This is a genomic window from Pseudomonas sp. O230, assembly GCF_045447035.1.
Lineage (GTDB): Bacteria > Pseudomonadota > Gammaproteobacteria > Pseudomonadales > Pseudomonadaceae > Aquipseudomonas.
In genome coordinates, this window is record NZ_JBJGXN010000012.1 from 124,770 (window position 1) to 145,940 (window position 21,171).

At 61.9% G+C, this 21,171-nt stretch carries 19 protein-coding genes; 13 read left to right on the plus strand and 6 right to left on the minus strand.

Annotation, left to right across the window (positions count from 1 at the left end):
- Positions 1 to 31: 31 nt before the first annotated feature.
- Complete coding sequence (locus tag ACI77H_RS25665; protein ID WP_407014409.1) at positions 32 to 1,333, minus strand: HAAAP family serine/threonine permease; 1,302 nt, start codon at positions 1,331 to 1,333, stop codon at positions 32 to 34.
- A 63-nt stretch (positions 1,334 to 1,396) separates the two neighbouring features.
- Positions 1,397 to 2,773 (minus strand): L-serine ammonia-lyase, encoded by a 1,377-nt coding sequence (locus tag ACI77H_RS25670; RefSeq protein ID WP_407014410.1) that lies wholly within the window; start codon positions 2,771 to 2,773, stop codon positions 1,397 to 1,399.
- Positions 2,774 to 2,908: 135 nt separating this feature from the next.
- On the opposite strand from ACI77H_RS25670, the gene ACI77H_RS25675 reads away from it, so the two are divergent.
- From ACI77H_RS25675 to ACI77H_RS25710, 8 genes are all read left to right on the plus strand, one after another.
- Entirely contained in the window at positions 2,909 to 3,856 is a 948-nt protein-coding gene (locus tag ACI77H_RS25675; protein ID WP_407014411.1) for a LysR substrate-binding domain-containing protein, read from the plus strand.
- 213 nt (positions 3,857 to 4,069) lie between these two features.
- Positions 4,070 to 4,477, plus strand: a complete 408-nt coding sequence (locus tag ACI77H_RS25680) for an HPF/RaiA family ribosome-associated protein (RefSeq protein WP_407014413.1) — start codon at positions 4,070 to 4,072, stop codon at positions 4,475 to 4,477.
- Positions 4,478 to 4,730: 253 nt separating this feature from the next.
- Positions 4,731 to 5,024 carry a DUF3649 domain-containing protein gene (locus ACI77H_RS25685; protein WP_407014414.1) on the plus strand — a complete coding sequence of 98 codons (294 nt, stop codon included), beginning with the start codon at positions 4,731 to 4,733 and terminating at the stop codon, positions 5,022 to 5,024.
- Positions 5,021 to 6,601, plus strand: coding sequence for a PepSY-associated TM helix domain-containing protein (locus ACI77H_RS25690; protein WP_407014415.1), 1,581 nt, complete (start codon positions 5,021 to 5,023; stop codon positions 6,599 to 6,601). The genes ACI77H_RS25685 and ACI77H_RS25690 overlap by 4 nt, the downstream gene beginning before the upstream one ends.
- Complete coding sequence (locus ACI77H_RS25695) at positions 6,602 to 6,928, plus strand: DUF3325 domain-containing protein (protein ID WP_407014416.1); 327 nt, start codon at positions 6,602 to 6,604, stop codon at positions 6,926 to 6,928.
- 4 nt (positions 6,929 to 6,932) lie between these two features.
- A complete protein-coding gene (locus tag ACI77H_RS25700; protein ID WP_407014417.1) occupies positions 6,933 to 7,496 on the plus strand; it encodes an RNA polymerase sigma factor in 564 nt (187 codons plus the stop codon).
- A complete protein-coding gene (locus ACI77H_RS25705; protein ID WP_407014418.1) occupies positions 7,493 to 8,479 on the plus strand; it encodes a FecR family protein in 987 nt (328 codons plus the stop codon). The genes ACI77H_RS25700 and ACI77H_RS25705 overlap by 4 nt, the downstream gene beginning before the upstream one ends.
- Before the next feature lie 232 nt (positions 8,480 to 8,711).
- Entirely contained in the window at positions 8,712 to 11,141 is a 2,430-nt protein-coding gene (locus ACI77H_RS25710) for a TonB-dependent siderophore receptor (RefSeq protein WP_407014420.1), read from the plus strand.
- Positions 11,142 to 11,264: 123 nt separating this feature from the next.
- On the opposite strand, the gene ACI77H_RS25715 is transcribed toward ACI77H_RS25710, so the two are convergent.
- Complete coding sequence (locus tag ACI77H_RS25715; RefSeq protein ID WP_407014422.1) at positions 11,265 to 12,140, minus strand: helix-turn-helix domain-containing protein; 876 nt, start codon at positions 12,138 to 12,140, stop codon at positions 11,265 to 11,267.
- Positions 12,141 to 12,276: 136 nt separating this feature from the next.
- Here ACI77H_RS25715 and ACI77H_RS25720 point away from each other — a divergent pair, with 136 nt between their 5' ends.
- Positions 12,277 to 13,179: a DMT family transporter gene (locus ACI77H_RS25720; protein ID WP_407014423.1), complete on the plus strand. Its 903-nt coding sequence runs from the start codon at positions 12,277 to 12,279 to the stop codon at positions 13,177 to 13,179.
- 38 nt (positions 13,180 to 13,217) lie between these two features.
- Here the strand turns inward: ACI77H_RS25720 and ACI77H_RS25725 are convergent, their stop codons facing one another.
- The 3 genes from ACI77H_RS25725 to ACI77H_RS25735 all read right to left on the minus strand — a co-directional run bounded on the left by ACI77H_RS25725 (position 13,218) and on the right by ACI77H_RS25735 (position 16,132).
- Complete coding sequence (locus tag ACI77H_RS25725; protein WP_407014425.1) at positions 13,218 to 14,192, minus strand: 2-hydroxyacid dehydrogenase; 975 nt, start codon at positions 14,190 to 14,192, stop codon at positions 13,218 to 13,220.
- 248 nt (positions 14,193 to 14,440) lie between these two features.
- Entirely contained in the window at positions 14,441 to 14,746 is a 306-nt protein-coding gene (locus tag ACI77H_RS25730) for a DUF6124 family protein (protein WP_407014427.1), read from the minus strand.
- A 417-nt stretch (positions 14,747 to 15,163) separates the two neighbouring features.
- The gene (locus ACI77H_RS25735; protein ID WP_407014429.1) at positions 15,164 to 16,132 is read right to left on the minus strand and encodes a LysR family transcriptional regulator; all 969 of its coding nucleotides are present in this window, start codon (positions 16,130 to 16,132) and stop codon (positions 15,164 to 15,166) included.
- Positions 16,133 to 16,336: 204 nt separating this feature from the next.
- Here ACI77H_RS25735 and ACI77H_RS25740 point away from each other — a divergent pair, with 204 nt between their 5' ends.
- From ACI77H_RS25740 to ACI77H_RS25755, 4 genes are read left to right on the plus strand one after another with little or no spacing between them, the layout of a single operon-like run.
- Positions 16,337 to 17,848, plus strand: coding sequence for an efflux transporter outer membrane subunit (locus ACI77H_RS25740; RefSeq protein WP_407014430.1), 1,512 nt, complete (start codon positions 16,337 to 16,339; stop codon positions 17,846 to 17,848).
- A gap of 44 nt (positions 17,849 to 17,892) precedes the next feature.
- The gene (locus ACI77H_RS25745; protein ID WP_407014432.1) at positions 17,893 to 20,085 is read left to right on the plus strand and encodes an FUSC family protein; all 2,193 of its coding nucleotides are present in this window, start codon (positions 17,893 to 17,895) and stop codon (positions 20,083 to 20,085) included.
- Positions 20,075 to 20,275 (plus strand): DUF1656 domain-containing protein, encoded by a 201-nt coding sequence (locus ACI77H_RS25750; RefSeq protein WP_192420812.1) that lies wholly within the window; start codon positions 20,075 to 20,077, stop codon positions 20,273 to 20,275. The genes ACI77H_RS25745 and ACI77H_RS25750 overlap by 11 nt, the downstream gene beginning before the upstream one ends.
- Positions 20,276 to 20,285: 10 nt before the next feature.
- Complete coding sequence (locus tag ACI77H_RS25755) at positions 20,286 to 21,134, plus strand: efflux RND transporter periplasmic adaptor subunit (protein ID WP_407014433.1); 849 nt, start codon at positions 20,286 to 20,288, stop codon at positions 21,132 to 21,134.
- The last annotated feature ends 37 nt before the right edge of the window (positions 21,135 to 21,171 follow it).

The following is a 21,171-nucleotide window of genomic DNA, read 5'->3' on the forward strand; positions in this document are numbered from 1 at the left end:
CCCTGGCCCGCCTTCTGTTTGCCTGCCCGTTTCAGGGCATGAATGAGTAGATGATCGCAGACAGTGCAATCAGACCGATCAACACCACGAACACGTTCGACGCCTGACCCGAGTACTGGCGCAAGGCCGGTACTCGGCGGATGGCGTACATCGGCATCAGGAACAACAGGCACGCGATGATCGGCCCGCCGAGGGTTTCGATCATGCCGAGGATGCTCGGGTTGAAGGTCGCCACGGCCCAGCAGCTGAGGATCATGAACAGTGCAGTGATGCGGTTCAGCCAGCTCGATGACATCGCCCGGCCACGACCGCGCAGGCTTTTCACGATCAGGCCCTGAAAGCCTTCGCTGGCGCCGATGTAATGGCCGAGGAAGGATTTGGTGATCGCCACCAGCGCAATCAGCGGCGCGGCATAAGCAATGACCGGGGTCTGGAAGTGGTTGGCCAGGTACGACAGGATCGAGATGTTCTGCGCCTTCGCCGCCGCCAGATCAGCCGGGGACAAAGCCAGCACGCAGCTGAAGCAGAAGAACATCACCGTTACCACCATCATCGCGTGGGCGATGGCGAGGATGCCGCTGCTCTTGCGCTCGGCCTGCTCGCCGTAGCGCTGCTTCTGATCGACAGCGAAGGCGGAGATGATCGGCGAATGGTTGAACGAAAACACCATCACCGGGATCGCCAGCCACAGCGTCTTGAAGAACAGCGGCATCGGCATGCCTTCACCGGCGGTGGCAAAGAATGCGCCGTTCCAGTTCGGGATCAGGCTGACACCGAGCAGCAGCAACGCCGCGACAAACGGGTAAACCAGCACGCTCATGCATTTGACGATGACGCCCTGGCCGCAGCGGACAATCGCCATCAGCCCAAGGATCAGTCCCAGCGACAGCACCGCGCGCGGTGGCGGGGCGATGTGCAACTGATGCTCCATGAAACTGCTGAGGGTGTTGGTCAGCGCCACGCTGTACACCAGCAGAATCGGGAAGATGGCGAAAAAATACAGCAGCGTGATCAGCTTGCCGGCACCGATGCCGAAGTGTTCTTCCACCACTTCGGTGATGTCCCCGGAGCGTCCGGACAGCACGAAGCGGGTCAAACCGCGGTGGGCGAAGAAGGTCATCGGGAACGCCAGCACCGCCAGGATCAGCAGCGGCCAAAAGCCACCCACGCCGGCGTTGATCGGCAGGAACAGCGTGCCGGCGCCGATCGCCGTGCCGTAGAGGCCAAGCATCCAGGTGGTGTCGAATTTACTCCAGCCTTTGTGGGCTGTTTCTGTATTGCGTGTCAGGTCTACAGCAGGATTATCGGCAGCAGGTGTACGTACATCGGTCATCGTTATTGGCCTCGTTATTATTCTTGCTCGGGCTCACGTGTTGCGGGCGGTCGGGAATGCTCCTCAGCACTCCACCCAGCTGACAGCCAGGCCACCCCGTGAAGTCTCTTTGTATTTGTCATGCATGTCGGCGCCGGTATCGCGCATGGTGCGGATCACCCGGTCCAGGGAAATGAAGTGTTTGCCGTCGCCGCGCAGGGCCATTTGCGTGGAGTTGATCGCCTTCACCGCCGCGATGGCGTTGCGCTCGATGCACGGCACTTGTACCAGGCCGCCGACCGGGTCGCAGGTCAGGCCGAGGTTGTGTTCCAGGCCGATTTCGGCGGCGTTTTCCAGTTGTTCGGGCGTGGCCCCAAGCACGTCGGCCAGACCGGCGGCGGCCATGGCGCAGGCCGAACCGACTTCGCCCTGACAGCCGACTTCGGCACCGGAGATCGAGGCGTTTTTCTTGCAGAGAATGCCTACGGCCGCCGCGCCCAAAAAGAACGCGACCACGTCATCGTCCGAAGCATCCGGATTGAATTTCATGTAGTAGTGCAAGACGGCGGGAATGATCCCGGCCGCGCCGTTGGTAGGCGCGGTGACCATCCGTCCGCCGGCGGCGTTTTCTTCGTTCACGGCGAGGGCAAACAGATTCACCCACTCCATCGCCGACAGCGTCGAAGTGATGACGTTCGGCTTGCCGATTTCCAACAGACTGCGGTGCAATTTCGCTGCACGGCGCGGAACATTCAGACCGCCGGGCAGGATGCCTTCGTGACGCAACCCCTGCTCGACGCACTCGCGCATCACCGACCAGATGTGCAGTAAACCCTGACGGATCTCGGCTTCGCTGCGCCAGGCCCGTTCATTGGCCATCATCAACTCGGAAACCCGCAGCCCATGCTGATTGCAGAGCTTGAGCAATTCTGCGGCGCTGGAGAAATCGTACGGCAGCACCACGTCGCTGGTCGGTGCGATGCCGGACTCGGCTTCGGCCGCTTCGATGATGAAACCGCCGCCGATCGAGTAATACGTTTGCTCTGACAATTCGCCGGTTTCGCCGAAGGCGGTCAGCGACATGGCGTTGGGGTGGTAGGGCAGGCTCTCGTCGAGCAGCAGGAGATCGCGTTGCCAGTTGAAGGTGATGGTGGTTTTGCCGGCCAGCGTCAGTTCGCCGGTCTTGAGCAACGTATTGATGCGGCTGTCGATGCTGTTCGGGTCGATGCTGTCCGGCCATTCGCCCATCAGGCCCATGACGCAGGCGCGGTCGGTGGCGTGGCCGATGCCGGTGGCGGAAAGGGAGCCGTACAGGCGGATTTCTACCCGGCGGACGGCATCGAGCAGATTCTGCTCAATCAGTGTCTGGGCGAAGGTCGCGGCGGCTCGCATCGGGCCGACGGTATGAGAACTGGACGGACCGATGCCGACTTTGAAAAGATCAAAAACACTGATAGCCATGCTAAAGCCTATACAAGCAATGGAAGAGAAATCGCTGCCATTTTTGTAGGACAAGCGCAATGTCGGCGATACTGCCTACCTCGGTCCTACGTGACCAACGAAACTTCCTAAGACAGCCTTTAGCAGGACTAAACAATGAGTCGCCAATTGCATGCCCAGACTTACGTCTGGCTGCACGTGTTTTCCTGTGCCGCGCGGCACTTGTCGTTCACCCGTTGCGCCGAAGAACTGCACATCACGCCGGGGGCGGTCAGTCAGCAAATCCGACAACTGGAAGAACGGCTGGGGTTTCGACTGTTCCACCGCCGTGCCCGGGGTGTGGAGTTGAGCGCGCAAGGCCAGCGACTGGCCATTACGGTCAACGAGGCGTACGGCAGCATCGACGCCGAATTGCGACGACTGGACGCGGGAATGATCAGCGGGATTTTGCGCCTGCGCTCGATTCCCTCATTCCTGAGCAAATGGCTGACCCCGCGTCTGCCGCGCTTGCAGCAGCGTTTTCCGGACATTCAGTTGCGCCTGGTGGCCGAGGACAGCAGCGTGCCGTTGCACGAGGGCGATTTTGACCTGGCCATCGACCTTTACGATGGCAGTTACCCCGGCTTGTTATCCACCACCTTGCTCGACGAGCAGATCTTCCCGGTGTGCGCGCCGAGCCTGTTGCGCGGGCGGCCGCCGCTGCACGGTCCGGCAGACCTGTCGCACTTCCCGTTGCTGCACGACATTACGGCCTGGCGCGGCAGTTACGAGTACGCAGAATGGGAGTTCTACCTCAATGCCATCGGCTTCGAAGGCGCTGACGTACGGCGCGGGCATACGTTCAATCGCAACCACCTGACCATCGAAGCGGCGATTGCCGGCATGGGCGTTGCGATTGCGCGGCGCACGTTGCTGAACGACGAGCTGGAGCGCGGGACGTTGATTGTGCCGTTCGGGCTGGCGGTGCCCAATCACAAACGCTATGTGCTGCTGTATGCGCCGGGGGCGCTGAGCCATCCGGGCGTGCGTGCGGTGCATGACTGGCTGGTGGAAGAGGCGGGCATTTTTCGAAGCCTGCACCCGCTGGCGGAGCGGCAGATGTGAGTAATTATGACAAAGAAGTGAAGCGACCCAACTCCCGACCTTAACAGCGCTTTTGCTGCTTGTCCGGCTTTTTTTGCGAATGAAAATTTATCTTTTTTCAGGGGTTGAAATGTTCGGCGCACAGACCGATTGTGTAGTTAAGAGGTCACGGTGATGACGCCCAAGGGCTAGCCGAAGGGCCTCTCGCGAGCTAGCTGAAATAAGGGATGAACTATGCAAATCCAAGTCAACAGTGATAACCATATTCAAAGCAGCATCCGACTGGAGGAGTGGGTACGTACTACCATTGAGAGCACGCTCGAACGTTATGAAGAGGACCTGACCCGCGTCGAGGTCCACTTGCGGGACGAGAACGGCGACAAGCCCGGTCCCCACGATTTGCGCTGCCAGCTGGAGGCGCGGCCAAAAGGCCACCAACCGATTTCTGTCACCCATAAGGCCGACACCCTGGAGCAAGCGATCGACGGTGCGGCGGAAAAACTCGAACATGCGCTGGAGCATCTGTTCGGCAAACTGCGGGGCAAACCACGTGCCGCTGTAGTGCCGTTCGAGAGGTCCACCGCTGATGCGCTGCTTGAAGACGAGTTTCTCGAGAACGAACAGGCTGCACAGAACGGCTGACGCCTGATTTACATTTTTATCTTTCCACCACTGAAAACGGGCCTGCTTATGCAGGCCCGTTCTTGTTTCAGGGTTTGGTGAACGCTTCAGGTGGATGAATACCCTCGCCACAATGATGTTGGCCTCCAGGCATCATTGAACCAACGCGCAGGAAAAGCCGGATCTTTTTGCGTATGAGAATATTTATCATTAATATTGCGACCTTGTCGGCCTCCTGACGTTCTCGTGGCCTCACCCGTTTCAAGGTCGAAACATGAAAGTGCTCCCCGTTTCCTATCGATTGGCCGTCGCGTCGCGAGTGCTCGCTGCCGTGGCAGGCGGCTATATCGTCGCGGCGCTCGCCAGTGTCAGCCTGACGCTGTGGGTGCCCATGGCCCGTGCCGACGCCGTGGTGACCGGGATGATGACCTCATTTCTGGCCTACCTGTGCGCGGTGATCTGGTGTTTTGCCTGTCGCAGTGCGTGGCAGGCCTGGCTCGGCTTGATCGTACCGAGCCTGGTGCTGGCGGCGGTGTCGGGGCTCGCGTACTGGATGGGGCTCTCATGAAAGAGGGCTTTCGTCAGGCCATGGCGTGGCTGCACACCTGGGCCGGGTTGATCTTCGGTTGGTTGCTGTTTTCGATTTTCCTGACCGGCACACTCGCGTATTTCAAGGACGAGATCAGCCACTGGATGCAGCCGGAAATCCGTGCGCGTTCGGTGACTTCCGAAGCCAGCCTGAGCGTGGCGCAAAACTATCTTCAGCAACACGCCGCCGGTGCCTCGCGCTGGCTCATCGACCTGCCCGATGCCCGCGACCCTGGCCTGTCGGTTCGCTGGCAGCAAACCCCGGCCAAGCTTGGCGAACGCGGCCAGTTCACGGAAAAACTCCTCGACCCGCAAACCGGCGCCGAAGTGCAGGGCCGCGAAACCACGGGGGGCGAGTTCTTCTACCGCTTCCACTTCCAACTGCAAATGCCCTATCCGTGGGGCCGCTGGTTGTCGACCATCGCCGCCATGGTGATGTTCGTCGCGCTGATCAGCGGGATCATCACCCACAAGAAAATCTTCAAGGACTTCTTCACCTTCCGCCCGCGCAAGGGCCAGCGCTCCTGGCTCGACGGGCACAACGCGGTGGGCGTGCTGGTGCTGCCGTTTCACCTGATGATCACTTACAGCAGCCTGGTGATTTTCATGTCGATGGTGATGCCGGCCAGCATCCTGGCCTCGTACAACGGTAATGCCCGGGCGTTTTTCGATGAGGTGTTTCCGGCGTCCACCACACCCGAACGCGCGGACAAACCGGCGCAGTTGGCGCCACTGGGGCCGCTGCTGGAAAAGGTGCGCGAGCAGTGGGCGGGCGGGCAGGTCGGGCGGCTCACCGTGAACAATCCGGGCGATGCGAATGCCTCGGTGGTGCTCGTGCGTGACGGCGCGGACCGCGTGGTGCATGACTTCGGCAGCGCGGTGACGTTCAACGGCGTGACCGGACAGTTGCTCGACACGACGCCGGAACAATCGCTGCCGAGGGCGATTGCCGGCAGTTTCTATGGGTTGCACATGGGCCGTTTCGCGGACCCGGTGCTGCGTTGGTTGTACTTTATTTGCGGCTTGGCCGGCACCGCAATGATCGGCACCGGGCTGGTGATCTGGCTCGGCAAGCGTCAGCTCAAGCACGCGAAAAGCGCTGTGATGCCATTCGAGTTGCGGCTGGTGGAAGTGCTGAACATCGCCAGCATGTCCGGGCTGATGGTCGCCGTGGCCGCGTTCTTCTGGGCCAACCGCGTATTGCCGGTGGACATGGCCGGGCGTGCGGAGTGGGAAGTGAACAGCTTCTTCATCGTCTGGGGCCTGAGCGTGCTGCATGCCGTGGTCCGGCGTGGCCGTGCGGCGTGGGTCGAGCAGTTGGCGCTGGCGGCGTTGCTGTTTGGTGCGGTGCCGTTGTTGAGCGCCCTGACCACGCCGTTTCACTTGGGTAACACGCTGGTGCAGGGCGATTGGGCGATGGCCGGTTTCGACCTGACGTGCCTGGGCAGCGGTGTATTTTTCGCCTGGGCGGCGTGGAAGATGCAGCGCTCCGGACAGTCCGCAATCGCCACCCGAACGCGGGCGCGAGCCATCACCCTTGAGCGCGAGGCGAACTGAATGTTGCTGTCGCTTTTGCTCTGTTACGGCGGTTTCACCGCACTGTGTTTATCGATGGACCGGCATCACGCCGAACTGTTGGGTGGCAAACCGCCGGTCCCTCGTCGCCGGTTGTTAAAACTCGGTGGCTGGCTGTTGCTGGTCCTGTCGCTGTGGGCGGCGGTGTCTTCGACCGGCTGGGGACTTGGCCTGGTGGAATGGTGTGCGGTGTTGATGCTCAGCGCGCTGCTACTGGTGCTGTTGATGCCGTATCGCCCGCGCCTGGCGCTGTTGATGGCCGCGCTGAGCCTGCTCGTCAGCCCCGTTGCCGCGTTTGCGCAGTACTGACCCGATGATCAGCAGCCCTCCGGATTCCCATGACGACGAACCTCGCGGAGCGCGTGCGCATTTCCTCCAGGTGTTCCTGTCCCAGCGTTCGCAGATGGAAGCGTTAGTGAACCGTCGCGTCGGGTGCCGGGCCACGGCGGCGGACCTGGTGCAGGATTTGTTTTTGCGCTTCTGGCGCCGGCCGCTGGTGCAGGTCGAAGAACTCAGCACCTACCTGTTGCGCTGCGCCGGCAACATTGCCATCGACCATCTGCGCAGCGAAGGCGCGCGGGTTCGGGTCAACGAAGGTTGGCTGCCGGATCAACCGGACAGCCACGGCAGTGAACCGCAAGCCGCGCTGGAGGCCGGCAACGATTTACGTCATGTCGAAGCGGCGTTGCGCGCGTTGCCCGAGCGCACGCGGCAGATCTTCTTGCTCAATCGCATCCACGGCCGCAAATACGCCGAGATCGCCAAGGCCATGGGGTTGTCCCAAAGCGCCGTGGAAAAACATATGATGCGCGCCCTCGAAGCCTGCAAGGCCAGCCTGCGGGACCCCGAACCGCGCACGCCAGGGAAAGCACCGTGAATCACACCGAACGCGTCACCCCGACGCCCGCTCAGGAACAGGCCGCTTTCGCCTGGCTGAGCCTGTTGCATGACCAGCCGAGCAGCGGCGACCAGGCCACCTTCAGCCATTGGTTGCAGGCCGACCCCGCGCATGCCGAGGCGTATGCCCAGGCGCAAGTGGTGTGGGAGTTGAGCGAAGGCCCGGCGCGGACGCTGGCCGACGAAGACGCGTTTGCTTTGCAGGGTTACCTCAATGCGATGAATCGCTCGCGGCGCAGCAGCGTTCGGCGCTGGTCCGGTGCGCTGGCGATGGCGGCGTGCCTGTTGTTGATGATCAGCCTCGGTTCAGGCTGGCAGCGGATGCGCTGGGTCGATGATCTTGGCGCTGATTATGTGTCGGCACCGGGGGAAGTTCGCACCGTCACGCTGGCGGATCAATCGCAGGTCACGCTGGATGCCGACAGCGCCATCGCCGTGGATTTCAGTCGCGGCGAGCGCCACGTGCAGTTGCGTCGCGGCGCCGGTTTTTTCAGCGTGACGCACACCGGCGAGCCGTTTGTGGTTGAGGCCGAAAAGGGCCAGGCGCGGGTGCTGGGGACGCAGTTTGAAGTGCGTTTGCAACCTCACGGCGCACAAGTGACGGTGTTGTCCGGCCGGGTCGGCGTGACGGCGGACCAGCATTCCGAGCAGCAGATTCTGAGCGCCGGCCAGCAGGTGGCTTACGGCGAAGGTACGGCGCAAAAACTGCAGGCCGTGGACAGCGAAGCGCAGTTGGCGTGGCGCCAGGGCTGGCTCAATTACTACAAGGCGCCGCTGGCCGACGTGGTGCAGGATTTGCGCCGTTACTACCCTGGGCGGATTGTGCTGTTCAACGATGAGCTGGCGGCGCGGCGGGTCAGTGGCAGTTTTCCGAGCAAGGATCCGCAGGCGGTGTTGAGTTCGTTGCAGGGGGTGATGGGGTTTGAGCAGCACTCGGTGGGGCATCTGATTATTTTGCGTTGAAGCCTCTGGCCCCTTTGCGGGAAAGCCCGCTCCCACAGGGGAATGCATTCCAAATGTGGGAGCGGGTTTGCTCCGGGCGGCGTTCCGACGAAGGCGTCGGTTCAGACAACACCTCCCTACCGATAAAAAATATTTTCAAAATAATGGTGAGGTAAACCCGGGCCCCATCCGTGTAGTGACTGAAACTGCGAGTCATTCGCATTCCGTAGCGGTTCTACACAGGTCATGAGCAATGAAGTCCAGGGCAAAATCGGGTTCGGTCAAACAGTGGTTGGGTGCCTCGGCACTGAGCATTTCGGCGTTGGCGTTGTTGCCACTGAGCGTGGCATTGGCCGCTGAAACGGGCACGCCGCAGCAACGCACGCAGTTCAGTTTCGCAATGGCCGCCAAACCGCTGCCCCAGGCCTTGAGCGACTTCAGCCGGATCACCGGCATCAGCGTGGTCTACACCGACGAAGCACCGTACGGCCTTACCGCGCCAGCGGTCAGCGGGCAGATGAGCGCCGAACAGGCGATCCAGCGGTTGCTCAGCGGTTCGGGTTTGACCTTCCGTCGCACCGATGCTCACACCCTGGCGCTGGAACCGCAGCCCACCGAAGGCGCCTTGAACCTCGGCGCGACCACCATCACCTCGGTGATGGATCAAACCATGAGCTACCAGCCGCCGCCCACCAGTTCGGTGATGCGCTCCTCGGCGTTGCTCCAGGAAATCCCCCAGACTGTCAACGTCATCCCGGCCCAGGTCATTCGCGATCAGGCGCCACGCAATCTCGATGATGCGCTGGCCAACGTCAGCGGCATCACCCAGGGCAACACGCTGGGCAGCACCCAGGATTCGGTGATGACTCGCGGCTTTGGCGACAATCGCAACGGCTCGATCATGCGCGACGGCATGCCGGTGATTCAGGGCCGTGGCCTCAACGCCACGGTTGATCGGGTTGAAGTGCTCAAGGGGCCGGCCTCGTTGCTCTACGGCATTCAGGACCCGGGTGGCGTGGTCAACATGGTCAGCAAGAAGCCTGAACTCGAGCAGTACAACGCATTGACCGTGCGCGGCTCGACCTACGGCGACGGCAAAAACGGCAGCGGCGGCAGCTTCGACAGCACCGGCGCGCTCGGTGATTCCGGGCTGGCGTACCGCATGGTGCTGGACCACGAAGACGAAGATTACTGGCGCAACTTCGGCACCCACCGCGAGACGCTGGTGGCGCCGTCGCTGGCCTGGTTTGGCGAAAGCACCAAGCTGTTGTTCGCCTACGAACACCGTGAATTCCTGACCCCGTTCGACCGTGGCACGCTGATCGACCCGCGTGACAACCATCCGCTGGACATCTCCCGCGACCGTCGCCTCGACGAGCCGTTCAACAACATGGAAGGGCGCTCGGACCTGTATCACTTCGAAGCCGACCACGAGCTCAACGACAACTGGACAGCGCACTTCGGCTACAGCTGGAACCGTGAAACCTACGACGCCAGCCAGGTGCGCGTTACCGCCATCGACACCAAAAAAGGCACGCTGACCCGCAGCATGGACGGCACCCAAAACGCGATCAGCACCGACCGCTTTACCACCGCCAGCCTCGAAGGCAAGGTTGATGTGCTGGGCATGCAGCATGACCTGGTGTTCGGCGTCGATGACGAGTACCGCAAGATCTACCGCGAAGACCTGATCCGCCAGAAAAGCCTGACCACCTTCAGCTACCTCAACCCGGTCTACGGTCGTGAAGTCGCCGGCACCACCGTCAGCCCGGCCGACAGCGCGCAGACCGATCAACTGCGCAGCGATTCGCTGTTCCTGCAGGACTCGATCCACCTCACCGACCAGTGGATTTTGGTGGCCGGCGGCCGTTTTCAGGAGTACGACCAGTACGCTGGCAAAGGCGTGCCATTCAAGGCCAACACCGACAGCAATGGCCAGAAATGGGTGCCACGCGCGGGGCTGGTGTATCGCTACACCGACGCGTTGTCGTTCTACGGCAGCTACACCGAATCGTTCAAACCGAACTCGACCATCGCCCCGTTGAGTGGCAGCAGCACCGTGCTCGACGGCAGCATCGCGCCGGAAGAAGCCAAGTCCTGGGAAGTGGGGGTGAAGCTGGACATTCCGGGGCGTGTGACGGGTAACGTCGCGCTGTTCGACATCAAGAAACGCAACGTACTGGTGGCCAATGCCGAAGGTCCGGTGACCCTCTACAGCGCCGCCGGCGAAGTGCGCTCCCGAGGGCTGGAAGTGGATTTGACCGGCCAGCTCAGCGATCGCTGGAGCATGATCGGCAGCTATGCCTACACCGATGCCGAAGTCACCGAAGACCCGGACTACAAAGGCAAAAAACTGCAAAACGTGGCGAAGAACACCGGCTCGCTGTCGGCGGTCTATGACTTCGGCACTATCGTCGGTGGCGATCAGTTCAGAGTCGGCGCGGGCGCGCGGTATGTCGGTGAGCGGGCGGGTAACGCCGTGAACGATTTCGACCTGCCGAGCTACACCGTGGCCGATGCGTTCGCCACCTACGACACCAAAGTCGAGGGGCAGAAGGTCAAGTTCCAGCTCAACGTGAAGAACCTGTTTGACCGCACTTACTACACGTCGGCGGCGAGCCGCTTCTTTGTGTCGATGGGGGATTCGCGGCAGGTTTCGTTGTCCAGCACTTTGGAGTTCTGATCACAGACCGCGTTATCGTTCATCGCTGGCAAGCCAGCTCCCACAGGGTATGTGTCGACCACTAAAATCGGGTCCGCCGCAACACCTGTGGGAGCTGGCTTGCCAGCGATGGCGGCTTCCCGGTCAGCGCAAAAACGCCTGCCGATATTCGCCAGGCGTCCCACCTAAAGCCTGCCTGAACCGATTGGTGAAATGACTGGCACTGGCAAACCCGCACGCCAAGGCAATCTCCCCCAGCGGCTGCGAGGTCGAACGCAACAGTTCCCGCGCCCGGCTCAGTCGTCGCGCCAACACATACTGATGCGGCGGCAAGCCAAAGCTCTCTCGGAACATCCGCGCAAAGTGATACTCCGACAGCGCGCACAACCCCGCCAACTGCCCGAGGCTGATGGCTTCGGCCAACTGATGGTCGATGAACTCGACCAGTTGCCGCCGCTGGTGCGCCGCCAATCCGCCCTTGAGCCGCAAGCCCTCGCGCATCCCGACCTGGCCGAGCAACACGTGGCTGAGCATTTCATGGGCTAGGCTGCTGGTCAGCAGGCGTTCGCCGGGCTCAGCCCAGTTGAGCGTGAGCATCTGGCGAAAACGCTGGGCTTGCTGCGGGTCGTCGAGAAAAGTCCCTTGGCGCAACTGCAATTCGCGAGGTTCGCGGTCGAGCAGTGTGACGCAGCCGAGGGCGAACTGTTCGGGGCTGAAATACAGATGAGCCAGGCGAATGTCGCCGTTGATCACCCAGCCTGACTGATGGTCAGCCGGCAGGATGCACAATTTGTCCGGGCCGCCCTTGGTGCCGGGCTGGTCGCGGCGAAAGGTGCCAGTGCCACCGGCGATATAGCAGGACAAGGTGTGGTGGCTCGGCGCCTCGTAATCCTGGGCGTCGTGATGGTTGCTCCACAAGGCTGCAGCCATACCGTCACCGAGCTCGGCGCTGTGCTCCAGGCGAGCATTGGGCGAACGGTTAAGGGCTTGAAAGACTTGCAGTGATTCCAGTGCGGGCATGATCGTTTCTCCAACGCTTCGCATCCTACTCCGTAGACGTTGGCCTGCCAGCCACTGCGCCGACAAAAGCGCAAGTTTATGCAAGTGCGAAAAAGTTTGGCGCAGGACACTGGCCACCTATTGAGGAGTCCTTGTCATGAACCTTTCGCTGTACTTGCTGACCGTGCTGATCTGGGGCACCACCTGGATTGCCTTGAAATGGCAGCTGGGCGTGGTGGCCATTCCGGTGTCGATCGTTTATCGCTTCGGCCTCGCCGCGCTGCTGCTGTTTGTGATGCTGTTGCTCAGCCGCAAGCTGCAAGTGATGAACCGTCGCGGGCACCTGATTTGCCTGGCGCAAGGCCTGTGCCTGTTTTGCATCAACTTCATGTGTTTCCTGACCGCCAGCCAGTGGATTCCCAGTGGCCTGGTGGCCGTGGTGTTTTCCACCGCCACGCTGTGGAACGCTCTGAACGCGCGGGTGTTCTTCGGCCAGAAGATCGCCCGCAACGTTCTGTTGGGTGGCGCGCTCGGTTTGTTCGGGTTGGGCCTGCTGTTCTCGCCGGAACTGGCCGGCCACACCGCCAGCCCGGAAACCCTGCTGGGCTTGGGCCTGGCGCTGCTCGGCACGCTGTGTTTCTCGGCGGGCAATATGCTGTCGAGCCTGCAACAGAAGGCCGGGCTCAAACCGTTGACCACCAACGCCTGGGGCATGGCCTATGGCGCGGCGATGCTGTCGGTGTGGTGCCTGGTCAAAGGTATTCCGTTCGAGATGGAATGGAATGCGCGTTACATCGGCTCGCTGCTGTACCTGGTCATTCCGGGTTCGGTGATCGGCTTCACCGCGTACCTGACGCTGGTCGGGCGCATGGGGCCGGAGCGCGCTGCCTATTGCACCGTGTTGTTCCCGGTGGTGGCACTCAATGTGTCGGCGTTTGCCGAAGGCTACCAATGGACCACCCCGGCGCTGGCGGGCCTGGTGTTGGTGATGCTGGGCAACGTGCTGGTGTTTCGCAAACCCAAGGCGCCGATGGTGCAGGGGAATGGCAAGTTGGCGTAATTGGACGGGCAGACGTTAACAACGTCTGCCCGTGTCGGTCAGCCTTTCCAGACTTGCGGGTTCACCAGGTCTTGCGGTCGTTCACCCAACAGGGCGCTGCGCAGGTTGGCCAGGGCGCGGTTGGCCATGGCTTCGCGGGTTTCGTTGGTGGCCGAGCCGATGTGCGGCAAAGTCACTGCGTTTTTCAATTGGAACAGCGGCGATTCGGCCAGCGGTTCTTTCTCGTAGACATCCAGCCCGGCGCCACGGATCTGGTTGTTTTGCAGCGCTTCGATCAGCGCCGGCTCGTCCACCACCGGGCCGCGAGAAATGTTGATCAGAATCGCGTCCGACTTCATCAGCGCCAGCTCACGGCGGCTGATCAGGTGTTTGGTCTTTTCGCTGAGCGGCACCACCAGGCAGACGAAATCGGCTTCGGCCAGCAACTCATCCAGGCTGCGGAACTGTGCACCGAGCTCTTGCTCAAGTGCCGTTTTGCGGCTGTTGCCGCTGTAGATAATCGGCATGTTGAAACCGAGCCGACCACGCCGGGCGATGGCGGCGCCGATGTTGCCCATGCCGACGATGCCCAGGGTTTTGCCATAGACATCGGTGCCGAACAGCGGTGCGCCGACGGTGGCTTGCCACTGACCGGCCTTGGTCCAGGCATCGAGTTCGGCGACACGGCGGGCGCTGCTCATGATCAGGGCGAAGGCCAGGTCGGCGGTGCTTTCGGTCAGCACGTCCGGCGTGTTGGTGAGCATGATCCCGCGTTCGTTGAAGTACGCGACGTCGTAGTTGTCGTAGCCGACCGAGACGCTGGACACCACTTCCAGGTTGCCGGCGTTCTCCAGTTGTGCGCGACCGAGCTTGCGACCCACGCCAATCAAACCGTGGGCATGGGGCAGGGCTTCGCTGAATTGGGCGTTGATGTCGCCTTTTTTCGGGTCAGGCACGATGACGTCGAAATCCTGCTTGAGGCGTTCGATCATGGCGGGCGTGATGCGGCTGAAAGCGAGGACGGTCTTTTTCATGGAGAGGCGGGCTCGTCGGGCGTGGAGAATGCCAAGCACGCTAACATTCTTCCCCGACGTTGTGCGAGGCCCGCAAAGGGCGGATGCACGCATTTTCCCGGTTGGATGGGGGATGCGCAAAGGGTGCTTCGTACGCGAATTTGTAGGAGCTGGCTTGCCAGCGATGGCGGTGGGTCAGGCATACCGTGTTGCAGTGATCGCCGGCAAGCCGGCAATCCTACAGATTGCGGGTGTCAGGCGCGGATTGCCTAATCCTGCGGGTCGACGTTATCCAGTGCGCGATTGACGGCCAGTTCGCCCAGCATGATCGCCTGTTGAATGCCCAGCAGGGTGTTGCGATGGGGGCCGTCCAGAAATCCGGCGAGGTCGCTGGCCATGACGCTGGCCGAGGCGAGGGATTCGCTGGCGTGGACCAGGAGGGTTTCGGTGTTGATGTTGGGGGCGACGACGAATAGATGGCTGGGGGTGTGGGGCGGGATCGAGGCTTTCAGGGTGAATGAGTGTTGGGGGGCGGTGATTTCTGCATCGGGTGGATTGGGTGATGGTTTGATCATGGTCAAGCTCCTTATGTTATGGAACTGCCACTTTCTCGGTTTCCAGGCGAATGGGTGGCAGCTGGGCGTGGGCTGGAAACGCAAGGTAAGAGAGCTAAACCCTTGGCAGACCCGAAGGTCTCCCACGCACAGCCGCCATAACGCAGAACTGCAGGCAAAAAAGCGCCGCAGTATGTCATGGGGAGTACTGATTAGCTCTAATTCGTCAGGTTTCCAGGCCCGGTCGCTGATTCGTCAGCGACCCCCCAAGCCTACCCATCTCACGTCCCACCCGACAACCGACAGACCGCGTCGGAAACGTCCTAGGACACCACACCCTTTGTGGGAGCGGGCTTGCTCGCGAAGGCGGCGTGTCATTCAGCTCAGATGTTGGCTGACACAACGCCTTCGCGAGCAAGCCCGCTCCCACAAGGGGGATCAATTCGCCAATCGCGCCCCACCCAGGCTCCCGCTCAACTCATACGCTGCCAGTTCCGCCTGATGCGCGGCCAATATCTCCGGCAACGACCCGCGCAGGTACTCGACCCAGGTTTTGATCTTCGCATCCAGGTACTGCCGCGACGGATAGATCGCATACAGGTTCAATTCCTGCGAGCGGTAGTTCGGCATCACCCGCACCAGCGTGCCGTTGCGCAAGCCTTCGATGGCTGCGTAAACCGGCAACACACCAACACCCATGCCGCTGGTGATCGCGGTTTTCATCGCATCGGCGGAGTTCACCAGAAACGGCGAGCTGTTGATGGTGACCATTTCCTGGCCTTCCGGGCCGTCGAAGGTCCATTTCTCCAGCGGGATCACCGGGCTCACCAGGCGCAGGCACGCATGGTTCAGCAAATCGCTGGGCTTGTGCGCGCAGCCGTTGGCTTTCACATAGGCCGGCGAGGCGCAAACGATGCTGTAGGTGATGCCCAGACGCTGGGAGACGAAGCCCGAGTCCGGCAGCTCGCTGGCCAGGACGATCGACACGTCGTAACCCTCGTCGAGCAAGTCCGGCACACGGTTGGCCAGGGTCAGGTCGAACGTCACGTCGGGGTGCGTCTTGCGGTAGCGCGCGATGGCGTCGATCACGAAGTGCTGACCGATGCCGGTCATCGTGTGCACCTTGAGTTGCCCGGCCGGGCGGGCGTGGGCATCGCTGGCCTCGGCTTCGGCTTCTTCGACGTACGCCAGGATCTGCTCGCAGCGCAACAGATAGCGCTTGCCGGCCTCGGTCAGGGCGATGCGCCGCGTGGTGCGGTTGAGCAGGCGGGTTTGCAGGTGGGCTTCCAGGTTGGAGACCGCGCGCGAGACGTTGGCCGTGGTGGTGTCGAGTTGCACGGCGGCAGCGGTGAAACTGCCCGCCTCGGCCACGTAACTGAAGGCGCGCATGTTTTGCAAAGTGTCCATGGGGTGCTCTCGGGTGCGATGGCAAATTGTGACACGAAGTTTCAGAGTCTGAGACCCCGACCAAGGGATTATCGCGTTAACGGTAACAAAGATTCACAGGATTCCCAGCTTATCGCCATCTGACCCCAGCCCTAGAATTGGTCGCCCTTGTAGGAGCCAGCAAGCTGGCTCTTACAGCCTCCTTTATTTCAGGAATTTGCAGCAGTGCCGCGTCGCATCAGCAGAGCGCTTCAGACGCTCAGTGTTTTGGCTTTAACCCTGGCAATCAGCGGCTGCATCGGAACCGCCGGTATTGCCCCGCAGGGCAAGGCACTGGAGGCCAATTCATTGGCCACCGACGACGCCATCCGGAGCGCCTCGCAGGACGCTCACTGGCCCGACGCGCAATGGTGGCAAGCCTACGGCGACCCGCAACTGAGCCGCTGGATCGACCTCGCCCTGCAAGGCAGCCCGACCATGGCCATGGCGGCAGCGCGGGTGCGTCAGGCCAAATCCATGGCCGGTATTGCCGAGTCCGCCGAGTCATTGCAGATCAATGGCGAGTCCACCCTCAAGCGCCACAACTGGCCCACCGATCAGTTCTACGGGCCGGGCGACCTGGCCAACTCGACGACGTGGGATAACAACGCCGCGTTGGGTTTCAGCTACGCCCTCGACCTCTGGGGCCGTGAAAGCAACGCCACCGAGCGCGCCGTGGACATGGCGCACATGAGCGCCGCCGAAGCGCGCCTGGCCCAGCTCGAACTGCAGAACAACATCGTGCGCGCCTACATCGAACTGTCGCTGCATTACGCGCAACGGGACATCGTCGCGGCGACCCTGCAACAGCAGCAGCAAATTCTCGACCTCGCACAGAAACGCCTGAACGGCGGCATCGGCACTCACTTCGAAGTCAGCCAGGCCGAAACGCCGCTGCCGGAAACCCACCGGCAGATTGATGCGCTGGACGAAGAAATCGCCCTCAGCCGCAATCAGCTTGCTGCGCTCGCCGGCAAAGGCCCGGGGGACGGTGCACAATTGCAGCGACCTACGCTGGCATTGGGCGCAACGCTGAAACTGCCATCGTCGCTGCCCGCGCAATTGCTCGGTCAACGTCCCGACGTGGTCGCCAGCCGCTGGCAAGTGGCGGCTCAGGCGCGGGGCATCGATGTCGCCCACGCCGGTTTCTACCCCAACGTCGATCTGGTCGGCAGCCTCGGCTACATGGCCACCGGCGGCGGTGCGTTGGAGTTTCTGACCGGCAAGAAACTCAACTACAGCGTCGGCCCCGCGATCTCGTTGCCGATCTTCGACGGCGGCCGTTTGCGTGCCGAGCTGGGTGAAGCATCGGCCGGCTATGACATCGCCGTGGCCAAGTACAACCAGACGCTGGTCAATGCGCTGAAAAACATCTCTGACCAACTGATCCGCCGCGAATCCATGGACAAGCAGCAAACCTTCGCCGCCGAATCGGTGGCCACCGCGCAGAAGACCTACGACATCGCGATGATCGCTTATCAGCGCGGGCTCACCGATTACCTCAACGTGCTCAATGCCCAGACCTTGTTGTTCAAACAGCAGCAGGTTCAGCAACAGGTTCAGGCTGCGCGGCTGAGTGCGCATGCCGAACTGGTGACGGCGCTCGGCGGTGGGCTCGGTGCGGGCAACGATGTGCCGAAAGACAGCCAGACCGCCGCACCGAAAACCCCGGCCACTCTGAAGAGCCTCCTGAATTGAACACAAAACCTGTGTCTTAACTGAATATGACTAAGCAGGATCTGATGACTCCCTTGCCCGCACCTCTGCGCTGGCTGTATTCCCTTGAATGGCGCCGGGGTTTCTATGACTGGGCACGCAGCGACGGCGTGACCTGGGTCTACATTTTCAAGGTGCTGTTCGCTGCGTTCCTGACCCTGTGGCTGGCCATGCGTCTGGAGTTGCCGCAACCGCGCACGGCGATGATCACCGTGTTTATCGTCATGCAACCGCAAAGCGGTCAGGTGTTTGCCAAGAGTTTTTATCGCTTCCTCGGTACCTTGACCGGGTCGGCGGTGATGGTCGCGCTGATTGCGTTGTTTGCCCAAAACACCGAGTTGTTCCTCGGTTCGCTGGCGATCTGGGTCGGCATCTGCTCGGCCGGTGCGGCGCGTTATCGCAACTTTCGCGCCTACGGTTTTGTGCTGGCCGGGTACACCGCTGCGATGGTCGGTTTGCCGGCGCTGGCGCACCCGGACGGCGCGTTCATGGCGGCGGTCTGGCGGGTGCTGGAAATCTCCCTGGGGATTCTCTGCGCCACCGTGGTCAGCGCCGCGATCCTGCCGCAAACCGCCAGCGCGGCGATGCGCAACGCCTTGTATCAGCGCTTCGGCGTGTTCGCGCTGTTTGTCACCGACGGCTTGCGCGGTCGCAGCAAACGGGACGCTTTTGAAGCGAGCAACGTGCGCTTCATCGCCGAGGCGGTCGGCCTGGAAGGGCTGCGCAGCGTCACCGTGTTTGAAGACCCGCACATGCGTCGGCGCAACGGTCGGCTCAGTCGCTTGAACAGCGAGTTCATGGGTATTACCACCCGGTTCAATGCCCTGCACCAACTGCTTGAACGCTTGCGCAGCAGCGGCGCTGATCACGTGGTCGCGGCGATCAAACCGGGCTTGCAGGACCTCGCCGAGGTGCTTGACGGTTTCAGCGGTCGTGCCCTGACCAGCCCCGACGCGGCCCGTTTGGTGAGTGCGCTCAGCGCCTATAAAGAAGCGCTGCCGGCGCGGGTGCGCAGCTTGCGGGCGACCTTTGAGGAGCGCCAGCCGAGCGACGCCGAGCGGCTCGATTTTCATACCGCGTATGAGTTGCTCTATCGCTTCGTCGACGACCTGCACGGTTACGCACAGACCCACGCGTCCCTGGCCGATCACAGCCATGCGCGGGAGCAGTGGGACGAGCCTTTCACCCCGCAAACCAACTGGATGGCGTCCGCCGCTTCGGGGATTCGCGCGGCATTCATTCTGGTGGTGTTGGGCAGTTATTGGGTGGCCACCGCATGGCCGAGTGGCGCGACCATGACCCTGATTGCCGCTGCGACGGTGGGCCTGTCGGCGGCGACGCCGAACCCGAAACGCATGGCGTTCCAGATGGCTTGCGGGACTTTCCTCGGGGCGCTGATCGGCTTCGTCGAGATGTTTTTCATCTTCCCCAGGATCGACGGTTTTCCCTTGCTGTGCGTGATGCTCGCGCCAGTGATCGTGCTCGGTTCGTTCCTCACCTCGCGCCCGCAATACGCCGGTGTCGGCCTCGGTTTGCTGATCTTCTTCAGCACCGGTTCGGTGCCGGACAACCTCACCGTCTACAACCCTTACGCCTTCATCAACGACTACATCGCCATGGTGCTCGGCATGCTGGTGTGCGCCGCCGCCGGCGCGATCATCCTGCCGCCGAACAGCCGCTGGTTATGGCGTCGATTGGAGCAGGATCTGCGCGGGCAAGTGGTGTATGCGATCAGCGGAAAACTCAAAGGCCTGGCGTCGAGTTTCGAAAGTCGCACGCGGGATTTGCTGCACCAGGCCTATGGTCTCGCCGCCGGTCAGCCGCAGGTGCAACGGGACTTGCTGCGCTGGATGTTCGTGGTGCTGGAGGTCGGCCACGCGATCATCGAGTTGCGCAAGGAACAGGCGATTTTGCCGGTGCATCCGGCGTACGCCGAATCGCAGCCGTGGCGCCAGGCCATCCGCGTGATGGGGCGTTCGCTGGTGCGGCTGTTTCTGCAACCGGGCCAGAGCAATCTGCAACGTTGCCTGATCGCGGTCGACCATGCGATCAGCCGCGTGCAAGCCACCGACGAACCCTTCGCGCCGCACTTCGACACCTCGGCGTTGCGCCGGGTGAAGAGCTACCTGCATTTCATCCGCACCTCATTGCTGGACCCGCAATCGCCGCTTGCAGCCTATGCAACGACCACGCCTCAAGGACTTGAACATGCCTCGTGAAATTGCCTTCCACGGTGTGTACATGCCGACCATGACGCTGATGTTTTTCATCGCCGCGGTGCTGGCCTGGGCGCTGGACCGGTTCCTGTCCGGGTTCGACCTGTACCGTTTTTTCTGGCACCCGGCGCTGCTGCGCCTGAGTCTGTTTACTTGTCTGTTCGGCGCTTTGGCGCTGACTGTCTACCGTTGAGAACGACCTGATGAAAAAGCTATTCAGCCTGCTCGCCACCCTGCTGGTGCTGGCCCTCGCGCTATGGATCGGCCGGACCCTGTGGGTGCATTACATGGACACGCCGTGGACCCGCGACGGCCGGGTGCGCGCCGACATCATCAACGTCGCCGCCGACGTCACCGGTGAAGTGGTGGACGTGCCGGTGCGCGACAACCAACAGGTGAAAAAGGGCGATCTGCTGATGCGCATCGACCCCGAGCACTACCGCATCGCGGTCAAGCAGGCGCAGGCGCTGGTGGCTTCACGCAAGTCGACGTGGGAGATGCGCAAGGTCAACGCCCATCGCCGCGCCGACATGGATGCCCTGGTGATCTCCAGGGAAAACCGCGACGACGCGAGCAATATCGCCGACTCGGCCCTCGCCGATTACCAGCACGCACAAGCGCAACTGGAAGCCGCCGAACTCAACCTCAAACGCACCGAAGTGCGTGCGGCGGTGGACGGTTACGTGACCAACCTCAACGTGCATCGCGGCGACTACGCACGCATCGGCGAAGCGAAAATGGCCGTGGTCGACATGAACTCGTTCTGGGTCTACGGCTTCTTCGAAGAAACCAAACTGCCCCACGTGCGCGTTGGTGATAAGGCCGACATGCAATTGATGAGCGGCGAAGTGCTCAAGGGGCATGTGGAGAGTATTTCCCGCGGCATCTACGACCGCGACAACCCGGAAAGCCGCGAGCTGATCGCCGACGTGAACCCGACCTTCAACTGGGTGCGCCTGGCGCAGCGCGTGCCGGTGCGGATTCACATTGATGAAGTGCCGGAGGGGGTGCTGTTGGCGGCGGGGATTACGTGCACGGTGGTGGTCAATTGACTTCAGACCGAGTCGCGCCCATCGCCGGCAAGCCGGT